Below are 17,802 nucleotides of genomic sequence, written 5' to 3'. Positions count from 1 at the left end.
AGAAAAGCCGCGATCCCGGCAAGGATGCGGCAACAGGGGTGTTCAGCGCGTCATTATCGCAAGGGGATGTTTCAACGCATAGCCGCCGGGTGGCGGTAGTGCCGGCCGCTGGCCGGCAATCGTCCCCACCGGAGTCCATGAGGTTGCCGGCCAGCGGCCGGCACTACCTGGTGCTCAGGGCGTATCCGCCACCAGCGCCAGCCAGCGTTCGATGGCGCGGCGGTCGCGCGCGGCCAGCAGCTTCGGGGCACGGGCGCGCAGCGCACCCAGATCGGCTTCGCGGATTGCACGGCGCACCTCCAGCAACGTGCCGGGATGCAGACTGAACTCGCTCAGGCCCAGCGCCAGCAGCAGCGGGGTCATCCGCGCATCACCGGCCATCTCGCCGCAGACCGCCACCGGGATGCGGTGGCGTGCGCCGGTCTCGATCACCATCTGCAACAGCCGCAGCACCGCCGGGTGCAACGGTGAGTACAACTCACCCAGCGCCTCGTTGTTGCGGTCGGCAGCCAGCAGGTACTGCACCAGGTCATTGGTGCCGATCGACAGGAAATCGACCAGATCGATGAAACTCTCCAGCGCCAGTGCAGCCGCCGGGACTTCGATCATCGCGCCCAGCGGCACGTGCTCGGACACCATGTGGCCTTCGCTGCGCAGCTGTTCGCTCAGCTTGAGCATGCGGCGGCGCACCGCCAGCAGTTCCTCGCGGGTGCTGACCATCGGCACCAGCACGCGCAGCTTGCCGTAGGCCGAGGCGCGCAGGATCGCGCGCAGCTGGGTGTCGGCCACCTTGGGCCGTGCCAGCGACAGGCGCACGCCGCGCAGGCCCAGTGCCGGGTTCTCTTCGTTGCTCAGGGTCAGGCCGGTGCGATCGGCCTTGTCCGCACCCAGGTCAAGCGTGCGGATGGTCACCGGCCGACCGCTCATGCCCAGTGCGGCATCACGGTAGGTCTGGAACTGTTCTTCTTCGTCCGGCAGTTCGTTGCGCTGCAGGAACAGGAATTCGGTGCGGTACAGGCCCAGCCCCTGAGCACCCAGCGCATGCGCCTGGGTGACGTCCTCCAGCGATTCGGCATTGGCCAGCAGGGCGATATCGACCTGGTCGCGGGTACGGCTGGGCTTGCTGCGCAGGCGGCCAAGCTCGCGCTGCTCGCGCGCGTGTTCCTTCAGGCGCGCGCGGTAGTCACGCAGGTTGTCGGCCAGCGGGTTGGCGGTGATGCTGCCGTCGGCACCGTCGATGATCAGCACGTCGCCGTCGGCGATGCGGCTGAGCAGCTGCGGCACGTTGACGATCAGGGGCAGGTGCAGACTGCGGGCCAGGATGGCGCTGTGCGATAGCGCGCTGCCGGCGGCAGTGACGATGCCGACCACGCCCTGCGCCTGCAGCTGCGCCAGTTCGGACGGGGCGATGTTGTCGCAGACCAGGATCTCCCCGGCCAGGCCCTTCATCACCGGAGGGCGTTCGGGCTGCAGGAAGGCGTGGATGCGGCCGATCACATGGTCGAGGTCGTCCATGCGGCTCTTCAGGTAGGCATCGTCCATGCCATCGAAGACCCTGGCCAGGCGGTCGCGCTGCAGGCGCAGCGCATAGCCGGCGCTGTACGGGCCGCTGCGGATCAGTTCGTCCAGCCCGAACAGCAGCTCGGGGTCATCCAGCAGCAGCGCGTGCAGGTCGAGGAACTCGCCCACTTCCTGGTTCAGCGCACCCTGCAGGCGCTGCCGCAGTTCGTGCATTTCCGTACGCGCGGCATCCACCGCACGGTGCAGGCGGGCCAGCTCGGCCTCGACCTGGTGGACGGCAATACGTTGTTCGGCGACTTCCAGCGCATGCGGCAGGCGTACGCGGGCCCGGCCCATTGCCGTGCCGCGGGCAGCACCGTGCCCGGCCAGCAGTTGTACCGGCCGCTGGCCGGAAGGGACCTGGCCGGCGCGTGCGCGTGGCACGCTCAGCTGTCCTCGTCGAAGCGGCGTTCGAACAGGCCGACCACCGCGTCCATCGCGGCGGCTTCATCTTCGCCGTTGATGCGCACGGTGACCGGGGTGCCCTGGCCGGCGGCCAGCAGCATCACGCCCATGATGCTCTTGGCGTTGATCTCACGGCCCTTGGCGGCCATGGTCACGTTGCAGCGGAACGGCGCCAAGGTCTGCACCAGCTTGGCGGTGGCCCGGGCATGCAGGCCCAGGCGGTTGCTGACGGTGAGTTCTCGTTCAAGCATCGTCGACTATCGCTCCATTACGGGTACCCGCCGCGGCTGTGGCGGGCAGTTGATCCAGTCCCTGTTCCGGATAATTCATCACCCGCAGCAACATCGGCAGGCTCAGCGCCGACACCCGGCGAACCGGGGTCCCCAGCCGGGCCAGCTGCCCGGCAAGGTTGGCGGGGCTGGCGCCGTACAGGTCGGTCAGGATCAGCACGCCCTCACCGCTGTCGACCCGCCGCAGGGCGGCCGAGGCGAGCGGGAGCAGGGCGTCCAGGTCTGCGTCGAACGGTACTTCGAAAGCTTCGGTTTTCAGCGGCAATTGCCGCAGGAGCCGGGTCGCCACGTCAAGCAGGGCGGTCCCGACCCCGGGATGTGTTACGAGGAGAATGCCACAGGTCATTACTGCACGTTAACAGGTCAAGGTGAATCGGCGATAGCAGCAGATGAGGGGCACTGTGTCCCGTATTCAGCGTTACCGGGGTCAGAGCCCTTTTCCCCTGGAAAAGGGCTCCGACCCCATGCGTTTTTCGATGCCTGACCGGGATTCATCCACGCATGGCGTGGATCCATCGTGTCGACCAAGGTCGACACCCACCAACAGCACACGGAATCTGTCAGAGGCGGGGTGGGTCCGGTTGCGGGGGTGTCCGCGGCATGGATGCCGCGGCCAAGCCCCCACGGATGGGTTTACGGCGTCCCCCGTAACCGGACCCGCCCCGCCATCCCACGGAATGCCGCTTCTGCTTTTGCTGTTGCTGTTGCTGTTGCCGGCCAGCGGCCGGCACTACCGGCGGGTGCCGGGCGCAGCCCGGCCGAGCCCCTCAATCCTGTTCGCGGTGGTACGTCGCCACGTCTTCCCAGCCCATCTCGCGGGCATGCCGGGCCATGCGCTCGGCCAGGAACACCGAACGGTGCTTGCCGCCGGTGCAGCCGAACGCGACGGTCACATAGCTGCGGGTGCCATCGCCCAGCTTCGGCAGCCAGGTATCGAGGAAATCCATCAGCTGGGTCAGGTAGCGCTGCACGTCCGGCTGCGCTTCCAGGTAGTCGCGCACGCCGGGCTCGCGGCCGCTGAGCGCGCGCAGGTCCGGGTCCCAGTGCGGATTGGGCAGCACGCGGGCGTCGAACACGAAGTCCGCCTCGGCCGGCACGCCGCGCTTGTAAGCGAAGGATTCGAACAGCAGCGACAGGCCGGTGGCATGGTCCAGCGTGAACTCGGTGATGATCCGCCGCCGCAGCTGATGCACGTTGAGGTTGCTGGTATCGATCACCGCGTCGGCCTCACGGCGCAGCGGCGCGGTCAGCTCGCGCTCGCGGGCGATCGCTTCGGGCAGTGACAGGCCCAGCTGGCTCAGTGGATGGCGGCGGCGGGTGTCGGCGTAGCGCTTGAGCACCGCTTCGTCGCTGGCCTCGAAGAACAGCACCTTCACTTCCACGCCGGCATCGGCGGCCAGCTGCCGCCAGTCGCCCAGCTGGCTCAGGTCGGCCTGGCCGCGCACGTCGATGCCCACCGCCAGCCGGCGCGGTGCGCTGCCGTCGTGGTTGGCCAGCAGGCTGCGCACGAAGTCCGGCAGCAGGTGGATCGGCAGGTTGTCCGAGCAGTAGTAGTCCTGGTCCTCGAAGGTCTTGAGGGCGACGGATTTACCCGAGCCGGACAGGCCGCTGACGATGATCAGGGTCGGGGCGGTGGGGGTTGCGGTGCTCATGGACAGGCTCTTCGAGGGGCAGGGGAATCAGGGTGTTCGCCGTTCCAGCAGATTGCTGTGGCGGGCGATGAACATCGCCGCCGGGTCGATCCCCTTGGTGCGCAGGATGTGCAGGCGGGTCGCGGCCTCGGTCAGCACGGCCAGGTTGCGGCCGGGCATCACCGGCAGAGTGATCAGCGGAACGTCCAGGTCCAGCACATGGCGGGTGCCCGAGTCGCCGGTCAGGCGCTCGTAGCCATGCGGGGTGGGTTCGGTCATCGGCTTGGTCAGGTGGACGATCAGCCGAAGGTACTTGTTCTTCTTTACAGCCGTGTCGCCGAACATCTCGCGCACGTTCAGCACGCCCAGGCCGCGCACTTCCAGCAGGTCCTGCAGCAGCTCCGGACAGGTGCCATCGAGTACATCAGGCGCGATCTGGGTGAATTCGGGCGCATCGTCGGCCACCAGCCGATGGCCGCGGCTGAGCAGTTCCAGCGCCAGCTCGCTCTTGCCCGATCCGGCCTCGCCGGTGATCAGCACGCCGATGGAATAGATCTCCATGAACACGCCGTGCAGGATCACCCGCGGCGCCAGCGTGCGTGCCAGGTGGTAGGACAGGTGGTTGAGCAGTTCGTGGCCGCGCTTGGGCGACAGCCACAGCGGTGTACCGGATTCATCGGCGGCCGCGCGCAGGTCTTCCGGGCACGCCTGGTTGCGGGTCAGCACCAGCGCCAGCGGATGCGACTGCATGATCTTTTCGATGGTTTCCCAACGCTGGCGCGGTTCGAGCGCATCCAGCCAGGACAGTTCCTCGGTGCCCAGGATCTGCACCTTGTTGGGATAGATGGCGTTGAGGTAGCCGGCCAGCGAGGGACGCCGCGAGACCGTGTTGCCGGCCTCCAGCTCGCGTTTCTCACCGGATTTGCCGGCGGCCCAGCGCAGCCCCAGCCGCTCGCGCTGCTGTTCGAACAGTTCACGGGCGGTGATGCTGGTATTCATGCGGCACTCGCAGGTGGGGTCATGTCCAGCGCTTCGCGCAGGGCCCGGGCATCGCCGGCTTCGCGCAGGGCCTGGCGGATGTCCGGTGCGGAAAACAGCTCGGCCAGCTCGGACAGCAGCATCAGGTGCTGGTGGGTGTAATGGGCGGGGACGGCCATCGCGAACACCAGGTCCACCGGCTCATCGCCGCCGAAGTCGACCGGGGTCGCCAGCCGCAGCAGGGCGCCACGGGGGCGGTCCAGGGTCGGCGCGCGGCCGTGGGGGATGGCGATGCCGTGGCCGATCGCGGTGCTGCCCAGGGCTTCGCGCTGGCACAGGTTCAGATAGATCTGTTCGGCGTTGGCCTGGCGGCAGGCCAGCAACCCGGCGGCGGCCTGCAGGACGCTGTCACGGTCGGTGGCCGTGCAGAGCTGGGTCTGCACGGCCGCCAGGAGGTCAGTCAGGGGCATGTCTGCGGGGAACGGTGGCGATCAGCCACCATTGTCGCCCACCGGCAGCGGTGCGTGCTGCTGTTTTTTCTCCTTGTGCTTGATCACCAGGCGGTCAAGCTTGTCCGCAAGCAGGTCGATCGCGGCATACATGGTCTGGGCATTGGCCTCGGCGTGCAGGGTCTGGCCGGGAATGTTGAGGCTGGCGTCGACGTGGTGTTCGGTCTTCTGCAGCTTGAGGGTCACCCGCGCTTCGCAGTGCTGGTCGAAGTGTTTTCCGATCCGGGCCAGCTTCTCCTCTACATAGGACTGCAGGGCCGGGGTGACTTCGACGTCTTTGCCAAACGTTTCGATGCGCATCGGGTTTCTCCTGTGTTCGGATGTGCCAATGAACCTCTCCGCCGGGCGCGGCGGCGCGTCAAGCGATTCTGACCCTTTCGTGCGAGGCGGAGATGTTCATGGCTTCACGATACTTCGCCACGGTGCGTCGCGCCACTGGAATTCCCGACGATTTGAGCAGGTCAGCCAGCTTGGCGTCAGAAAGCGGCTTGCGCGGGTTCTCATCGTCGATCAGGCGCCGGATCATCGCCTGGATGGCCGTGCTGGACGCCTCGCCACCGCCTTCGGTATCGATGCCCGAGGCGAAGAAGGCGCGCAGCGGCAGGGTGCCGCGCGGCGTACGCACGTGCTTGCGGGCGATCGCACGCGACACCGTGGATTCGTGCAGGCCCAGCTCGGCGGCGATCTCGCGCAGGGTCAGCGGGCGCAGCGCCTGCTCGCCGAATTCGAGGAAGCCGGCTTGTTGCAGGATCAGGCTGCGCACCACCCGCAGCAGGGTTTCGCCGCGCTGCTGCAGGCCCTTCAGCAGCCAGCGCGCCTCCTGCAGCTGGGCGCGCAGGTAGCCGGCGTCGGCCTCGCCACAGCGGCGGATCAACTGTTCGTAGCCGCGATGGATCACCACCTTCGGCCCGGCATGGCCGGCCAGTGCTGCGCGCCAGATGCCGTTCTGCCGCCACACCACCACGTCGGGCACCACGTAGGTGTCCTGCGAAAGCGGCGCGATCTGCGTACCCGGACGCGGGTCCAGCGAGCGCAGCAGCGCTACCGCCGTCTCGACCTCGTCCAGGGGCTGTTTCAGTTCATGGGCCAGTCCGGCGACGCCGCTGCGCGGCAGTCGTTCCAGCGGGCCTGCGGCAATCTGTCGCGCCAGCGCCAGCCCCGGCGTGTCACCAGGCAGCACGTCCAGCTGCAGCTGCAGGCACTCGCCGAGCGTGCGCGCGGCAACGCCGACCGGGTCGAAACGCTGGATGCGATGCAGCACCGCGAGGATTTCATCCTCATCGGCATGGACCGCCGGCAGCAGGGTTTCGGCGATGGTGGCCAGCGGTTCGCGCAGGTAGCCGTCGTCGTCCAAGGCATCGATCAGTGCCGCGCCGATGCTGCGGTCATGCGTGGAAAGATGCGACAGGTGCAGCTGCCACAGCAGGTGGTCGGCCAGCGTTTCGGTTTCGGCCACGCGCTCGGCGGCACTGCCGCTGTCATCGTCATCATCGAAGCTGCCGCCACTGCCGGCGGCACTCCAGTCGAGTTCGGCCGGTGCCCAGTCGTCACCGTTGTCGGTGCGTTCGGCGGGCGCGTCGGCATCCGTGCTGTCGCTGCCTTCATTGGCGGCACTGCTGTCGTTGCTGTCGGCCCAGTCCAGCAGCGGATTGCTCTCCACGGCCTGGGCGATTTCAAGCTCCAGCTCGGTCGTGGACATCTGCAGCAGCTTGATTGCCTGCTGCAGCTGGGGCGTGAGCACCAGCTGCTGTCCCAACGATGTCTGCAGCCGAGTCTTCATGCCTGTGCCGAACGGAAGGAAAGGGACCCGGCGCCTGCGGTCACAGCTTGAAGGAATCCCCAAGGTAGACGCGACGTACGTCGGCGTTGTCCAGGATCGCCTCCGGCGAGCCCTGGGCCAGCACGGTGCCCTCGGCGAGGATATACGCGCGGTCGCAGATTCCCAAGGTCTCGCGCACGTTGTGGTCGGTGATCAACACGCCGATGCCACGCTGCTTGAGATGGGTGACGATGCGCTGGATTTCACCCACCGAGATCGGGTCGACACCGGCAAACGGTTCGTCGAGCAGGATCAGGCGCGGCTGTGCGGCCAGTGCGCGGGCGATCTCGCAGCGACGACGTTCGCCACCGGACAGGCTGGCGCCGAGCTGGTCGGCAACATGGCCCAGCTGCAGTTCGTCGAGCAGGCTGTTCAATTCGCGTTCGCGGCCGGCCGAATCCAGGTCTTCGCGCAGCTCCAGTACCAGGCGGAGGTTGTCGGCCACGGTCAGCTTGCGGAACACCGACGGCTCCTGCGGCAGGTAGCCCACGCCCTGCTTGGCACGGGTGTACATCGGATCGCTGGTGATGTCCTTGCCGTCGAGCACGATGCTGCCGGCATCGGCGGCGACCAGGCCGACGATCATGTAGAAGCAGGTGGTCTTGCCGGCGCCGTTGGGGCCGAGCAGGCCGACCACTTCGCCGGCGTCGAGGGTCAGCCCGAAGTCCTTGACGACTTCGCGCTGCTTGTAGCGCTTGCGCAGGCCCTTGGCGACGAGCATTACTTCTTGCTCCCGGCCGGCTTGGCCGGCGTGCTGGCCGGCGCCGCCGCCTTGGGCGTGGCAGCCGGCTGTGCCGCCGGGTTCTTGTTCTTCGGCGGAATGACGGTGCGCACGCGGCTGCCATCGCCACCGGAGTTCATCTCGCCGCTGCGGGTGTTGTAGACCATGCGCTGGCCGGCATTGGTGCCGCGCGCGCTGGTGACCTTGTAGTTGCCGGTCAGGGTGATGATCTCGGTCTTGATGTCGTAGTCGATGCGATCAGCCACCGCGTCCATCCAGGTGCCATCGTCGAGCTGCTGCTTCATCGTGGCCTGCTTGCCGGTGAACACCGCACGCACGGCCTCGCCGTCCTTCAGGTAGATCTCGGCTTCGGACGAGCGGATGTCCAGCGAGCCCTGGGTGACGGTCACGCCCTGCGACAGCACGGTCTTGCCATCGCCGGTGAGCACGCCCGACTGGGCACCGGAGTCGATGTTCATGTTCTCGTTGCGGTCGGTGGACTTGGCAAAGGCAGCGCTGGGAACAAGCAGGCCGAGCGCGAGTACGGCTGCAAAGGGAATCTTCATCGGGGTCCGTTCTACCGGTGGGGCCGCCCGGGAAACCGGGGGCGGGTGGGTGGGCTGCCTGCCTTGCGCCTGTCCGGGGACGTCGCAGGAGGGCGGCGGAATCAGCGACGGGGCGTGTAACGGCCCTTGGACTGGCTGAGGAAATGATACGTGTTGTTCTTCGAATCCACCTCGAAGCCAACGCCGGACTGTTCCATGCCGGGGCGGGTCATGGTGACCAGCGCATCGGTGCGGGCACGGTTCTCCTTCGGGAACACGTCCAGGTGGTCGGTGCGGAAGGTGGTCGGCACCACGCCCGGGTCGGCCGGGCTGTCGCCGGCGACATTGCCGCGCAGCTTCATCTCGTCGCCCTTGGCGCTGAGCCAGCCGGTCTCGGCACGCAGGGTCCAGTGCTTGCCATCCTTGTCCGGCATCTCGAACAGCGGCGTGGCGATGTTGATGGTCTGGTCGCCACGCTGGCGCTCCAGCAACGGTGCGCGCAGGGTGGTCGATTCCTTGCCGTGTTCATCCAGGGCGACGATCTGGAAGTCGTGCAGGATGTAGTCCACGCCGACTTCCTGGCCGCCGCTGGCCGGACCCTTGTCGCGGTTGCGCAGGGCCGCCCAGCTGCTGAGCAGGGCCGCCAGGAGCAGGCCGATGCCGAGCAGGGTGCGCCAGTTCAGGGTCGGCAGGTTCATGCGCCGAACCTCGCCAGGACCGCGTCCACGTGGCCCTGGGCGGCCAGCAGGATGTCGCACAGCTCACGGGCAGCGCCACGTCCGCCATCGGCGCGGGTCTGCCAGTGCACGCGCTCGGCGATCCACGGGTGGGCGTTGGCCGGCGCCACCGCCAGGCCGACCGCACCCAGCGGCGCCAGGTCCGGCAGGTCGTCGCCCATGAAGGCCACCTGCTCCAGGCCGATGCCGTGCTGCGCACACAGCGCCTGCACGCTGGCCAGCTTGTCGCCCACGGCGATCTGGGTGTCGATGCCGAGGTCGGCGCCGCGCCTGAGCGCGGACTGGCTGTTGCGCGCGGTGATCAGCACGGGGTGGATGCCGTGCTGCTGCAGCAGTTTCAGGCCCAGGCCATCCTGCACGAAGTACGCCTTGCTCTCGTTGCCGTCCTTGTCGTAGTACAGCCGACCGTCGGTGAGGGTGCCGTCCACGTCGAAGCAGGCCAGGCGGACGCGGGCCGCGGCGGCATGCAGGTGGGCGGGGAAGGCGGGCAGGGGGGACCAGGGCATCAGGGTGGCAGGCTCGATGGGTTCGGGGTGGGGCGGTACAGACTGAATGGGGTCTACGGACTGTCGGTTAAACCACCCGGGCCCGCAACAGGTCATGAATGTTCAGGGCACCGACCGCGCGGCCCTGGCCGTCGACCACGATCAGGCCGGTGATCTTGTGGGTCTCCATCAGCCGGGCAGCCTCCACCGCCAGCTGGTCGGCGCCGATGGTGCGTGGGTTGCGGGTCATCACATCGGCGATCTTCGCGGTGCGCACGTCCAGCGCACTGTCCAGCGCGCGGCGCAGGTCGCCGTCGGTGAACAGGCCGATCAGCACGCCGTCGGCATCCACCACGGCGGTCATGCCCAGCCGTTTGCGGCTCATCTCCATCAGCGCTTCGCTGAGGCTGGCGTCGGCACCCACGCTGGGCAGGTCCTCGCCGGTGTGCATGACGTCGGTGATGTGCAGCAGCAGGCGACGGCCGAGGCTGCCGGCCGGGTGTGAACGGGCGAAATCGTCAGCGGTGAAGCCGCGTGCGTCGAGCAGGGCCACGGCCAGCGCATCGCCCATCGCCAGCGAGGCGGTGGTGCTGGAGGTCGGTGCCAGCGCCAGCGGGCATGCCTCGGCCGGAACGCTCACGTCCAGGTGGATGTCGGCGGCGATGGCCAGGCTGGACTGCGGGCGGCCGGTCATGGAAATCAGCACGTTGCCCTGGCGCTTGAGCACCGGCAGCAGCATCAGTACTTCGTCCGATTCGCCCGAATAGGACAGGGCCAGCACCACGTCGTCCTCGGTGATCATGCCCAGGTCACCATGGCCGGCTTCGCCCGGATGCACGTAGAACGCCGGAGTGCCGGTCGAGGCCAGCGTAGCGGCGATCTTGCGGGCGATATGCCCGGACTTGCCCATGCCGGTGGCGACCACCCGGCCGCGGCTGGCCAGGATCGCCTGGCAGGCCTGCTGGAAGGCTTCGCCAAGGCGGTCGGCCACGGCATCCAGGGCCTGCTGCTCGATCTCGAAGACGCGGCGGCCACTGGCGACCAGGCTGGCAGGGTCGACGGAACGGGGGGGCAACAGGGATTCGGCCATGCGGACGCCACGCAGCGGAAGTAGAATGGAGGCACATTTTATTAGGAAAGCCCGTTGGACGCCGACACCATCCGCAACCTGATCGAAACCGGCCTGCCCGGCGCCCGCGCCGACGTGCACGGCGACGATGGCGTGCATTTCGAAGCGACCGTGGTCTGCGAGGCCTTTGCCGGCAAGATGCCGCTGGCCCGCCACCGGATGGTCTATGCCACCCTGGGCGACCTGATGGGCGGCGCGATCCACGCGCTGGCGCTGAAAACCGTGACCCCGGCCGAAGCCGGCTGAACCGCAGAAGATCCCGAATACATGGCCAAGATCGTTGTGACCGGCGGCGCTGCGCTGCACGGTGAAGTGAGCATCTCCGGCGCCAAGAACGCCGTCCTCCCCATTCTCTGCGCGACCCTGCTGGCCGATGCGCCGGTGGAGATCACCAACGTGCCGCACCTGCACGACGTGGTCACCACGGTGAAGCTGCTGGGCGAGTTGGGCGCCAAGGTCACCATCGACCAGGGCACGCTGTCGCGCGGCAGCGCGATCGTGGTCGACCCGCGTTCGGTCAACCAGCACGTGGCGCCGTACGAGCTGGTCAAGACCATGCGCGCCTCGATCCTGGTGCTGGGCCCGCTGCTGGCCCGCTTCGGCGCGGCGGAAGTGTCGCTGCCCGGCGGCTGCGCGATCGGTTCGCGTCCGGTCGACCAGCACATCAAGGGCCTGCAGGCGCTGGGTGCCGAGATCGTGGTCGAGAACGGCTTCATCAAGGCTACCGCCAAGCGCCTGAAGGGTGGCCACTTCACCTTCGACATGGTCAGCGTCACCGGCACCGAGAACGTGCTGATGGGCGCGGTGCTGGCCGAAGGCACCACCATCCTCGACAACTGCGCGATGGAACCGGAAGTGACCGATCTGGCGCACTGCCTGATCGCGCTGGGCGCGAAGATCGAAGGCCTGGGCACCGCCCGCCTGGTGATCGAAGGCGTCGAGCGCCTGTCCGGTGGCCGCCATGAAGTGCTGCCCGACCGCATCGAGACCGGTACCTTCCTGGTGGCCGCGGCGATGACCGGCGGCAAGGTCACGGTCAACCGTGCGCGGCCGAACACCATGGACGCGGTGCTGTCCAAGCTGGTCGAAGCCGGTGCGAAGATCGAGACCACCGACGACACCATCACCCTGGACATGCAGGGCAAGCGGCCGAAGGCGGTCAACCTGACCACCGCGCCGTACCCGGCGTTCCCGACCGACATGCAGGCGCAGTTCATGGCGCTCAACTGCGTGGCCGACGGCGTCGGCGTGATCAACGAAACGATCTTCGAGAACCGTTTCATGCACGTCAACGAACTGCTGCGCCTGGGCGCGGACATCCAGGTGGAAGGCCACACCGCCATCGTGCGTGGCAGTGAACACCTGAGCGGTGCGCCGGTAATGGCCACCGACCTGCGTGCCTCGGCCTCGCTGATCCTGGCCGGCCTGATGGCCAGCGGCGAGACCACCATCGACCGCATCTACCACCTTGATCGTGGCTACGAGAACATCGAAGAGAAGCTGTCTTCGCTCGGCGCCACCATCCGGCGCGTGCCATGATCCTGCGCGGCAAGTTCAGCCCGCGTCGCAAGGCGCTGCTGGCGCTGGTGCTGATCGTGCTGGCGTGGCTGGGCTATGCCTGGTACGCCAACATCGCCATCACCCAGGGCATCGAGCAGAAGGACATGGACTGGAACGGCGATGGCACGGTCTCGCGTGACGAGATCATCGAGTCGTTCTATGCGGTTGCAGTGAATGACAGCCAGGATGGCAACCGCCATTGCCGCACCTTCGTCTGGCGCAGCACCGGCGAGCAGATCCGCGTGGACTGCCGCACCGAGTTCAAGGCGGCCGAGGAACAGAAGCCGGCCGAAGCGAAGAAATAAGAAAACGCCCGCGGAAGCGGGCGTTTTCTTTTCGGTAGTGCCGGCCGCTGGCCGGCAACCCCATGAACCTCGTGGAGCATCGCGAGAATGCCGGCCAGCGGCCGGCACTACCGGTTCGCGCGTCAGTTCATCGCCTTGATGGTCAGGTCCAGCGCATCGCGGTCGTTCTCCCGCTGCAGCATGCGCGCCGGCACCGGGAATTCCGGCACGATCCAGGCGATCAGCTCCTTGTTGCCGTCGGCACGCGAGACCTTGGTGGCTTCGTAGCTCTTGCCGCCCACGGTGATCGATTCCTTGCCGATCACGCGGTAGGTCATGTTCTTGATGCGGCCTTCGTCGACCATGCGATAGGTCAGCGGCTTGCCGGCGGCCAGGTCGCGGGCGATCGCCAGGTTGATCAGCAGTGCATCCATGTCACCGGACTTCAGTGCGATCGGGCCGGCGCGGTCCGGCTTGATGTCGCCGGTCCAGGTGGCCTGGTTGCTGGTCCAGTTGTAGTTGGCCTGCACGTTGCGCTTCTTCACCAGCAGCGCCGAACGGTCCTGGCTGCTGAGCGGGCGCAGCTGGCCGCGCACCTCTTCGAACACGGTGCTCTGGCTCAGGTCGGCCAGCTGGTTCTTCACCTGCAGCGTATAGCGCCACTTGTTGGCTCCCTCGCTGCTCAGCGTCATGCTGCCATTGGCCTGCATGCCCATATAGCTGGCCAGGTAATCGGCCTTGAACGGCTGCAGGGCCATGGCCGGCAGGCTGGCCACCGACAGCGCGGCTGCAGCGATCCAGGTGAGGGGGCGGGTCAGGGTGCTCATGCTCAGACTCCTTGGTATTCGATCAGGCGCAGATCGACGCGGTCTTCGCCGTCTTCGCGTTGCAGGATGCGCACCGGGGTGGGGACACCGTTGGCGATCCAGAGGATGGTTTCGTTGTTGCCGCCGTTGGTCCGGTAGACCCGCAGCGCGTTGTAGGACAGGTCGCCGACCTCGACGTTCTCGGTCTGCGGCGCGGCCTGGTAGTCATGCTGGCGGACCTTGCCCATGTCCACGTAGCGGTAGTGCATGGTGGCACCCGGACGGGCATCCCGCATGATCGCCAGATTGATCAGCAGGGCGCTCTGGTCGCCCGGCTGCAGCGGAATCGGCTGTGCACGGTCCTTCTTGACGTCGCCGGTCCACTGCGCGGTGCCGGCCTGCCAGTTGTACGTGCCGACCGCCTTCTTGCCGAGGAACAGGCCCTTGCGCACCGTGCTCTGGCTCAGCGGTGCATAGACGCCGTTGCGCTCCTCGAACACCGTGCTCTGTTCGATGTTCAGGCCCAGCACGCTGGCAAAGCCGCGGCGGCCGACCACCTGCATGTCCACCCGCCACTGGCTGCCGCCGGTGTGGGTGACCTGCATGCTGGCATCGCCGGCCTCCTTGCTTTTGTAGAAGGCCTGGTAGGTGGCGGTGAACGGCTGCAGCGGCGGCGGCTCCCAGGCCAGCGCCGGAGGCATCGGCACGGCCGGTTCCGCCGGCGGCTGTACGACGGGTGCCGGCTGCGCAGGGGCCGCAGGCGCTTGCGCCTGGCCCCAGCCCACGCCGGGGAACACGGCCAGCGACAGCAGCAGGGAAGTGGACAGCAGGGTCGTGGTCTTCATGGAGGACAGGGACCGCAGGAGGGGGCAGGATGCCAGCCCCGCAGTCAGCGGGGCGTGTGCATGGGAGTTACCGGTTCAGGTTCCCGGCGGAATCTAGGGCCAGCGGGCTAAACAGGGGGTGACCGTCCAGTTGCGGCTGGCCCTCCCGTTCAGCCAGGCGGCCGGTGCACAACAGCTGCAGGGTGGCGATCAGCAGGGGATGCTCCACCGCCAGCACGCGTGCAGCCAGGCTGTCCGCGTCATCGCCGGGCAGCACCGGCACCCGTGCCTGGGCCAGCACGGCGCCGGCGTCCAGCTCGGGCACGACCAGGTGCACGCTGGCACCGTGCTCGGCATCGCCGGCGTCCAGCGCCCGCGCATGCGTGTCGAGCCCTTTGTGCAGCGGCAGCAGCGACGGGTGGATGTTGACCAGGCGGCCATCGAAGCGCTGCACGAAGTCTGCGCCGAGGATGCGCATGTAACCGGCGCAGATGATCCAGTCCGGAGCGACCGCGGCCAGCGCGTCGCCCAGCGCCTGCTCGTAGGCCGCGCGGTCGTCGAATTCCTTCGGTGCATGCGCCCAGCGCAGGTTGGCGCCGACCCGTTGCAGCGCGGCGGCGGCGGGGCGGTCGGAAAACACGCCGACGACCTCGGCGGGCAGGCGGCCCGCGGCGATGGCATCGAGGATGGCCTGCAGATTGCTGCCGCGGCCGGAGGCAAGCACGGCAATGCGGGTAGGCGCGGTCATTGCTGGGTACTCCGGCGGATCAGCGGCCAGGTCAGCAGGCTGCCCACGGTGGCCATCAGCATATCGGCGTGCGCGTCCCACATGTCGCCCTGCTGCCCGTTGTAGGCCTCGGCGGCATCCGGCGACAGGGCGAGCGCGATGGCCCATTCGAACCACTCGTAGACCAGGCTGGCGCACATCACCGTCATCACCGCCAGGCTGAAGGCCTGGCCGCGGCGCAGCGCCGGCCACGCATGGCGCGCCAGCTGCAGCAGTGCCGGCGTGAAACAGACGCCGAACAGGAAGTGGATGAGGCGGTCGAAATGATTGCGCTGCCAGCCGAACGCCGCATTCGGCGACCAGCCGGTCAGCGCCTGCGCCCATGCGTCGTAGGGAACGTTGGAGTACAGCCAGCGGGCGGCCACGCAGTGCAGCGCGATGAAGCCGCAGATCGCGATGAAGGCGCCGTTGCCCAGCCAGCCGCCCCGGCGGTCGACCCACAGCAGGGCAGCCAGCCCGATCACGGTCAGGGTGCTGTGCAGGGCCTGTTCGGTGGGCCACAGCGGGTGTATCCAGCTGATTGCGAATACCGCCAGCACGGCAGCGAAGGCCAGCTTCTTGGGGCCCGAGAAACGGAAGGTGGTGGGCGAAGCGGTCGTGGGGAGGGCAGGCGCGGACATGGGGAGTCGATCAGGAAAGGGCGGGGCGTCTGCCGGCAAGCTCAGACGCTGAGATGGTCGCCACGGTCGAACAGTGCGGCCATGTCAGGCTTGGTCAGGAACACCCAGGCATAGGCGGTCAGGGCCATGCCCAGCGGGCCGGCCAGCACCGCCAGCCAGGCCGCGCGCTGGCACCAGGCCAGCCCGGTGCGACGCGACAGCAGGCGCGCGGTGTGCAGCTGCACGAAGCCCAGCACCGCAGCCAGCACTGAAACGGCGCCGTACACGGTGGCCAGTACCGCGCCATCGTCCAGCCCGCGCGAGCTGGCAACCAGGCCGATGAAGCCGAGGAAGGCCAGCGCGGCCACCCAGTGGAAACCCGCCAGCGCGTAGAACAGCACCTTCAGCGTCTGCAGGTGGCTGGCCAGCTGCAGGTGCGCCAGGGTCTGCTGCGGCAGTGGCGGAGGCGCGCCCGGGCTCGTCATGCCGCGGTGCCAGCGGTGTCGAACGCGGCCTTGACCTGCGGGCGCAGCAGCGTGATCAGGCTGAACACGCCCAGCACGGTACCGATCGGCGTGAACAGGCAGGCCAGGCCGGCCATGATCAGGCACAGCAGGTAACGGCGGCGGCGGGCCAGGCAACGGCCGGCATAGGCGACGAACGCGCCGAGGGTCACGCCACCGAACACGATGACGCAGCCGATGAGGGTGAACACCCAGCCGAACAGGCGCTGTTCGGCCGGCGACGAGGGCTGGCCGCCGGAATTCATCGGCAGATTGCCGGTGAGGGCGGTGATGCCCAGCACGATGTGGACGATGAAGATCAGCGAGAACAGCGCGATCAGGCCACCAACCACGTAGTGCGCAATCGACAGCATGCGCAGATGGTCAGCATCCTGGCTGCTGAACGCCGGTACCGCCGCAGTTGGCGGCGGCACGGGGGCGGGGGGCAGGGGGGGCGTTGCGTCCATGCGGGCTCCTCGGGGCCGGGTTCAGCCGATGTGGACGCGTTCGGCGCCTTCAGCAGTGACCACCTGGCCGATGGTCCAGTGTTCCAGGCCCTGTGCCTTGACCGCCTCGGACACGGCGGCGACCTGGTCGGCCGCCACGATCAGCACGAAGCCGATGCCGCAGTTGAAGGTGCGCCACATCTCGCTGTCGGCCACGGCGCCTTCCTTCTGCAGCCACTGGAACACCGGCGGCAGGGTCCAGGCCGAGGCCTGGATGTCCAGGCCGAGGCCGTCGGGCACCACGCGGATGATGTTCTCGGTCAGGCCGCCACCGGTGATGTGGGCCATGCCGTGGATGGCCTCGCCGTGCGACTTCAGCAGCGACAGGATCGGCTTCACGTACAGGCGGGTCGGCGCCATCAGCGCGTCGACCAGCTTCACGCCGCCTTCCAGCTCCAGGTCGGCCGGGCGGCCGGCACGGTCGTAGATGCGGCGCACCAGCGAGTAGCCATTGGAATGCGGGCCGGATGAGGCGATGCCGATCAGCACGTCGCCGGCGGCCACGCTGGCGCCGTCCTTCAGCTCGCTCTTCTCGACCGCAGCGACCGTGAAGCCGGCCAGGTCGTACTCGCCCGGGGCATACATGTCGGGCATTTCAGCGGTTTCGCCGCCGATCAGCGCGCAGCCGGCCTCGGTGCAGCCGTTGGCGATGCCGCCCACGACCGCTGCGGCGGTGTCGATGTCCAGCTTGCCGGTGGCGAAATAGTCCAGGAAGAACAGCGGCTCGGCACCCTGCACCAGCACGTCGTTCACGCACATCGCGACCAGGTCGATGCCGATCGTATCGTGGCGGTTCAGCTGGTGGGCCAGCTTCAGCTTGGTGCCCACGCCGTCGGTGCCCGACACCAGCACCGGCTCGCGGTACTTGTTGGACAGGTCGAACAGGGCGCCGAAGCCGCCCAGGCCGCCCATCACTTCCGGGCGGAAGCTGCGCTTGACCAGGGGCTTGATCCGCTCGACCAGCTCGTTGCCGGCGTCGATGTCGACACCCGCGTCACGGTAGGTGAGGGGGGAGGGGGCGGAAGACGGGGTGTTGGTCACGGGCGTCGGCGCTGGCAGGGGTTGAACGAGCGATTTTAACAGGCCGCATTGGCGCAAAGGCCGTATTCGGGCAACAATTCCCC

General features: G+C 67.9%; 23 protein-coding genes. 3 read left to right on the top strand and 20 right to left on the bottom strand.

What is annotated here, in order from left to right:
- Positions 1–174: 174 nt before the first annotated feature.
- The 13 genes from ptsP to BKE09_RS05950 all read right to left on the bottom strand — a co-directional run bounded on the left by ptsP (position 175) and on the right by BKE09_RS05950 (position 10,770).
- On the bottom strand, positions 175–1,944 hold the full coding sequence (ptsP, locus tag BKE09_RS06010) for a phosphoenolpyruvate--protein phosphotransferase (protein ID WP_075675160.1): 1,770 nt from the start codon (positions 1,942–1,944) through the stop codon (positions 175–177).
- A gap of 2 nt (positions 1,945–1,946) precedes the next feature.
- A complete protein-coding gene (locus BKE09_RS06005; RefSeq protein WP_014036238.1) occupies positions 1,947–2,216 on the bottom strand; it encodes an HPr family phosphocarrier protein in 270 nt (89 codons plus the stop codon).
- On the bottom strand, positions 2,209–2,601 hold the full coding sequence (locus BKE09_RS06000; RefSeq protein ID WP_014036239.1) for a PTS fructose subfamily transporter subunit IIA: 393 nt from the start codon (positions 2,599–2,601) through the stop codon (positions 2,209–2,211). The genes BKE09_RS06005 and BKE09_RS06000 overlap by 8 nt, the downstream gene beginning before the upstream one ends.
- A gap of 421 nt (positions 2,602–3,022) precedes the next feature.
- Positions 3,023–3,907: an RNase adapter RapZ gene (gene rapZ / locus BKE09_RS05995; RefSeq protein WP_075675159.1), complete on the bottom strand. Its 885-nt coding sequence runs from the start codon at positions 3,905–3,907 to the stop codon at positions 3,023–3,025.
- A gap of 27 nt (positions 3,908–3,934) precedes the next feature.
- Positions 3,935–4,885, bottom strand: coding sequence for an HPr(Ser) kinase/phosphatase (gene hprK, locus BKE09_RS05990; RefSeq protein ID WP_005408388.1), 951 nt, complete (start codon positions 4,883–4,885; stop codon positions 3,935–3,937).
- Complete coding sequence (locus BKE09_RS05985) at positions 4,882–5,334, bottom strand: PTS sugar transporter subunit IIA (protein ID WP_032130191.1); 453 nt, start codon at positions 5,332–5,334, stop codon at positions 4,882–4,884. Before BKE09_RS05985 ends, hprK begins: the two co-directional genes overlap by 4 nt.
- Before the next feature lie 21 nt (positions 5,335–5,355).
- On the bottom strand, positions 5,356–5,673 hold the full coding sequence (raiA, locus tag BKE09_RS05980; protein ID WP_004147311.1) for a ribosome-associated translation inhibitor RaiA: 318 nt from the start codon (positions 5,671–5,673) through the stop codon (positions 5,356–5,358).
- 58 nt (positions 5,674–5,731) lie between these two features.
- Entirely contained in the window at positions 5,732–7,153 is a 1,422-nt protein-coding gene (locus tag BKE09_RS05975; RefSeq protein ID WP_075675158.1) for an RNA polymerase factor sigma-54, read from the bottom strand.
- Between the two features lie 40 nt (positions 7,154–7,193).
- Positions 7,194–7,913: an LPS export ABC transporter ATP-binding protein gene (gene lptB, locus BKE09_RS05970; protein ID WP_005415558.1), complete on the bottom strand. Its 720-nt coding sequence runs from the start codon at positions 7,911–7,913 to the stop codon at positions 7,194–7,196.
- Positions 7,913–8,479 (bottom strand): lipopolysaccharide transport periplasmic protein LptA, encoded by a 567-nt coding sequence (gene lptA, locus BKE09_RS05965; RefSeq protein WP_075675157.1) that lies wholly within the window; start codon positions 8,477–8,479, stop codon positions 7,913–7,915. The genes lptB and lptA overlap by 1 nt, the downstream gene beginning before the upstream one ends.
- Positions 8,480–8,580: 101 nt before the next feature.
- Positions 8,581–9,156: an LPS export ABC transporter periplasmic protein LptC gene (lptC, locus tag BKE09_RS05960; RefSeq protein ID WP_014036244.1), complete on the bottom strand. Its 576-nt coding sequence runs from the start codon at positions 9,154–9,156 to the stop codon at positions 8,581–8,583.
- Positions 9,153–9,701: an HAD hydrolase family protein gene (locus BKE09_RS05955; RefSeq protein ID WP_014036245.1), complete on the bottom strand. Its 549-nt coding sequence runs from the start codon at positions 9,699–9,701 to the stop codon at positions 9,153–9,155. Before BKE09_RS05955 ends, lptC begins: the two co-directional genes overlap by 4 nt.
- A 67-nt stretch (positions 9,702–9,768) precedes the next feature.
- Positions 9,769–10,770, bottom strand: a complete 1,002-nt coding sequence (locus BKE09_RS05950) for a KpsF/GutQ family sugar-phosphate isomerase (RefSeq protein WP_075675156.1) — start codon at positions 10,768–10,770, stop codon at positions 9,769–9,771.
- A gap of 54 nt (positions 10,771–10,824) precedes the next feature.
- Between BKE09_RS05950 and BKE09_RS05945 the strand changes: the two genes are divergently transcribed.
- Genes BKE09_RS05945 through BKE09_RS05935 form a run of 3 tightly spaced genes read left to right on the top strand, consistent with a single transcriptional unit; the run spans position 10,825 to position 12,674 of the window.
- A complete protein-coding gene (locus BKE09_RS05945) occupies positions 10,825–11,055 on the top strand; it encodes a BolA/IbaG family iron-sulfur metabolism protein (RefSeq protein ID WP_075675155.1) in 231 nt (76 codons plus the stop codon).
- Positions 11,056–11,076: 21 nt separating this feature from the next.
- Positions 11,077–12,348 carry a UDP-N-acetylglucosamine 1-carboxyvinyltransferase gene (gene murA, locus BKE09_RS05940; RefSeq protein ID WP_014036247.1) on the top strand — a complete coding sequence of 424 codons (1,272 nt, stop codon included), beginning with the start codon at positions 11,077–11,079 and terminating at the stop codon, positions 12,346–12,348.
- Positions 12,345–12,674 carry a hypothetical protein gene (locus BKE09_RS05935; protein ID WP_014036248.1) on the top strand — a complete coding sequence of 110 codons (330 nt, stop codon included), beginning with the start codon at positions 12,345–12,347 and terminating at the stop codon, positions 12,672–12,674. The genes murA and BKE09_RS05935 overlap by 4 nt, the downstream gene beginning before the upstream one ends.
- Positions 12,675–12,796: 122 nt before the next feature.
- On the opposite strand, the gene BKE09_RS05930 is transcribed toward BKE09_RS05935, so the two are convergent.
- The 7 genes from BKE09_RS05930 to purM form a co-directional block, all read right to left on the bottom strand.
- Positions 12,797–13,480 (bottom strand): DUF3108 domain-containing protein, encoded by a 684-nt coding sequence (locus BKE09_RS05930; RefSeq protein ID WP_014036249.1) that lies wholly within the window; start codon positions 13,478–13,480, stop codon positions 12,797–12,799.
- Between the two features lie 2 nt (positions 13,481–13,482).
- Positions 13,483–14,304, bottom strand: coding sequence for a DUF3108 domain-containing protein (locus tag BKE09_RS05925; protein ID WP_075675154.1), 822 nt, complete (start codon positions 14,302–14,304; stop codon positions 13,483–13,485).
- A 67-nt stretch (positions 14,305–14,371) separates the two neighbouring features.
- The gene (gene purN, locus BKE09_RS05920; protein ID WP_075675153.1) at positions 14,372–15,031 is read right to left on the bottom strand and encodes a phosphoribosylglycinamide formyltransferase; all 660 of its coding nucleotides are present in this window, start codon (positions 15,029–15,031) and stop codon (positions 14,372–14,374) included.
- Positions 15,028–15,690: a DUF2238 domain-containing protein gene (locus tag BKE09_RS05915; protein ID WP_075675152.1), complete on the bottom strand. Its 663-nt coding sequence runs from the start codon at positions 15,688–15,690 to the stop codon at positions 15,028–15,030. The genes purN and BKE09_RS05915 overlap by 4 nt, the downstream gene beginning before the upstream one ends.
- A gap of 41 nt (positions 15,691–15,731) precedes the next feature.
- A complete protein-coding gene (locus tag BKE09_RS05910; protein WP_075675151.1) occupies positions 15,732–16,154 on the bottom strand; it encodes a hypothetical protein in 423 nt (140 codons plus the stop codon).
- Positions 16,151–16,639, bottom strand: a complete 489-nt coding sequence (locus tag BKE09_RS05905) for a hypothetical protein (RefSeq protein WP_075675150.1) — start codon at positions 16,637–16,639, stop codon at positions 16,151–16,153. Before BKE09_RS05905 ends, BKE09_RS05910 begins: the two co-directional genes overlap by 4 nt.
- A 21-nt stretch (positions 16,640–16,660) precedes the next feature.
- Positions 16,661–17,719, bottom strand: a complete 1,059-nt coding sequence (gene purM / locus BKE09_RS05900; RefSeq protein WP_049442955.1) for a phosphoribosylformylglycinamidine cyclo-ligase — start codon at positions 17,717–17,719, stop codon at positions 16,661–16,663.
- Positions 17,720–17,802: the final 83 nt, after the last annotated feature.

The organism is Stenotrophomonas sp. TD3, from assembly GCF_001939825.1.
Taxonomy (GTDB): domain Bacteria; phylum Pseudomonadota; class Gammaproteobacteria; order Xanthomonadales; family Xanthomonadaceae; genus Stenotrophomonas.
The sequence above is the reverse complement of the archived record's forward strand: the minus strand, read 5'-3'. Positions and strand labels throughout refer to the sequence as shown.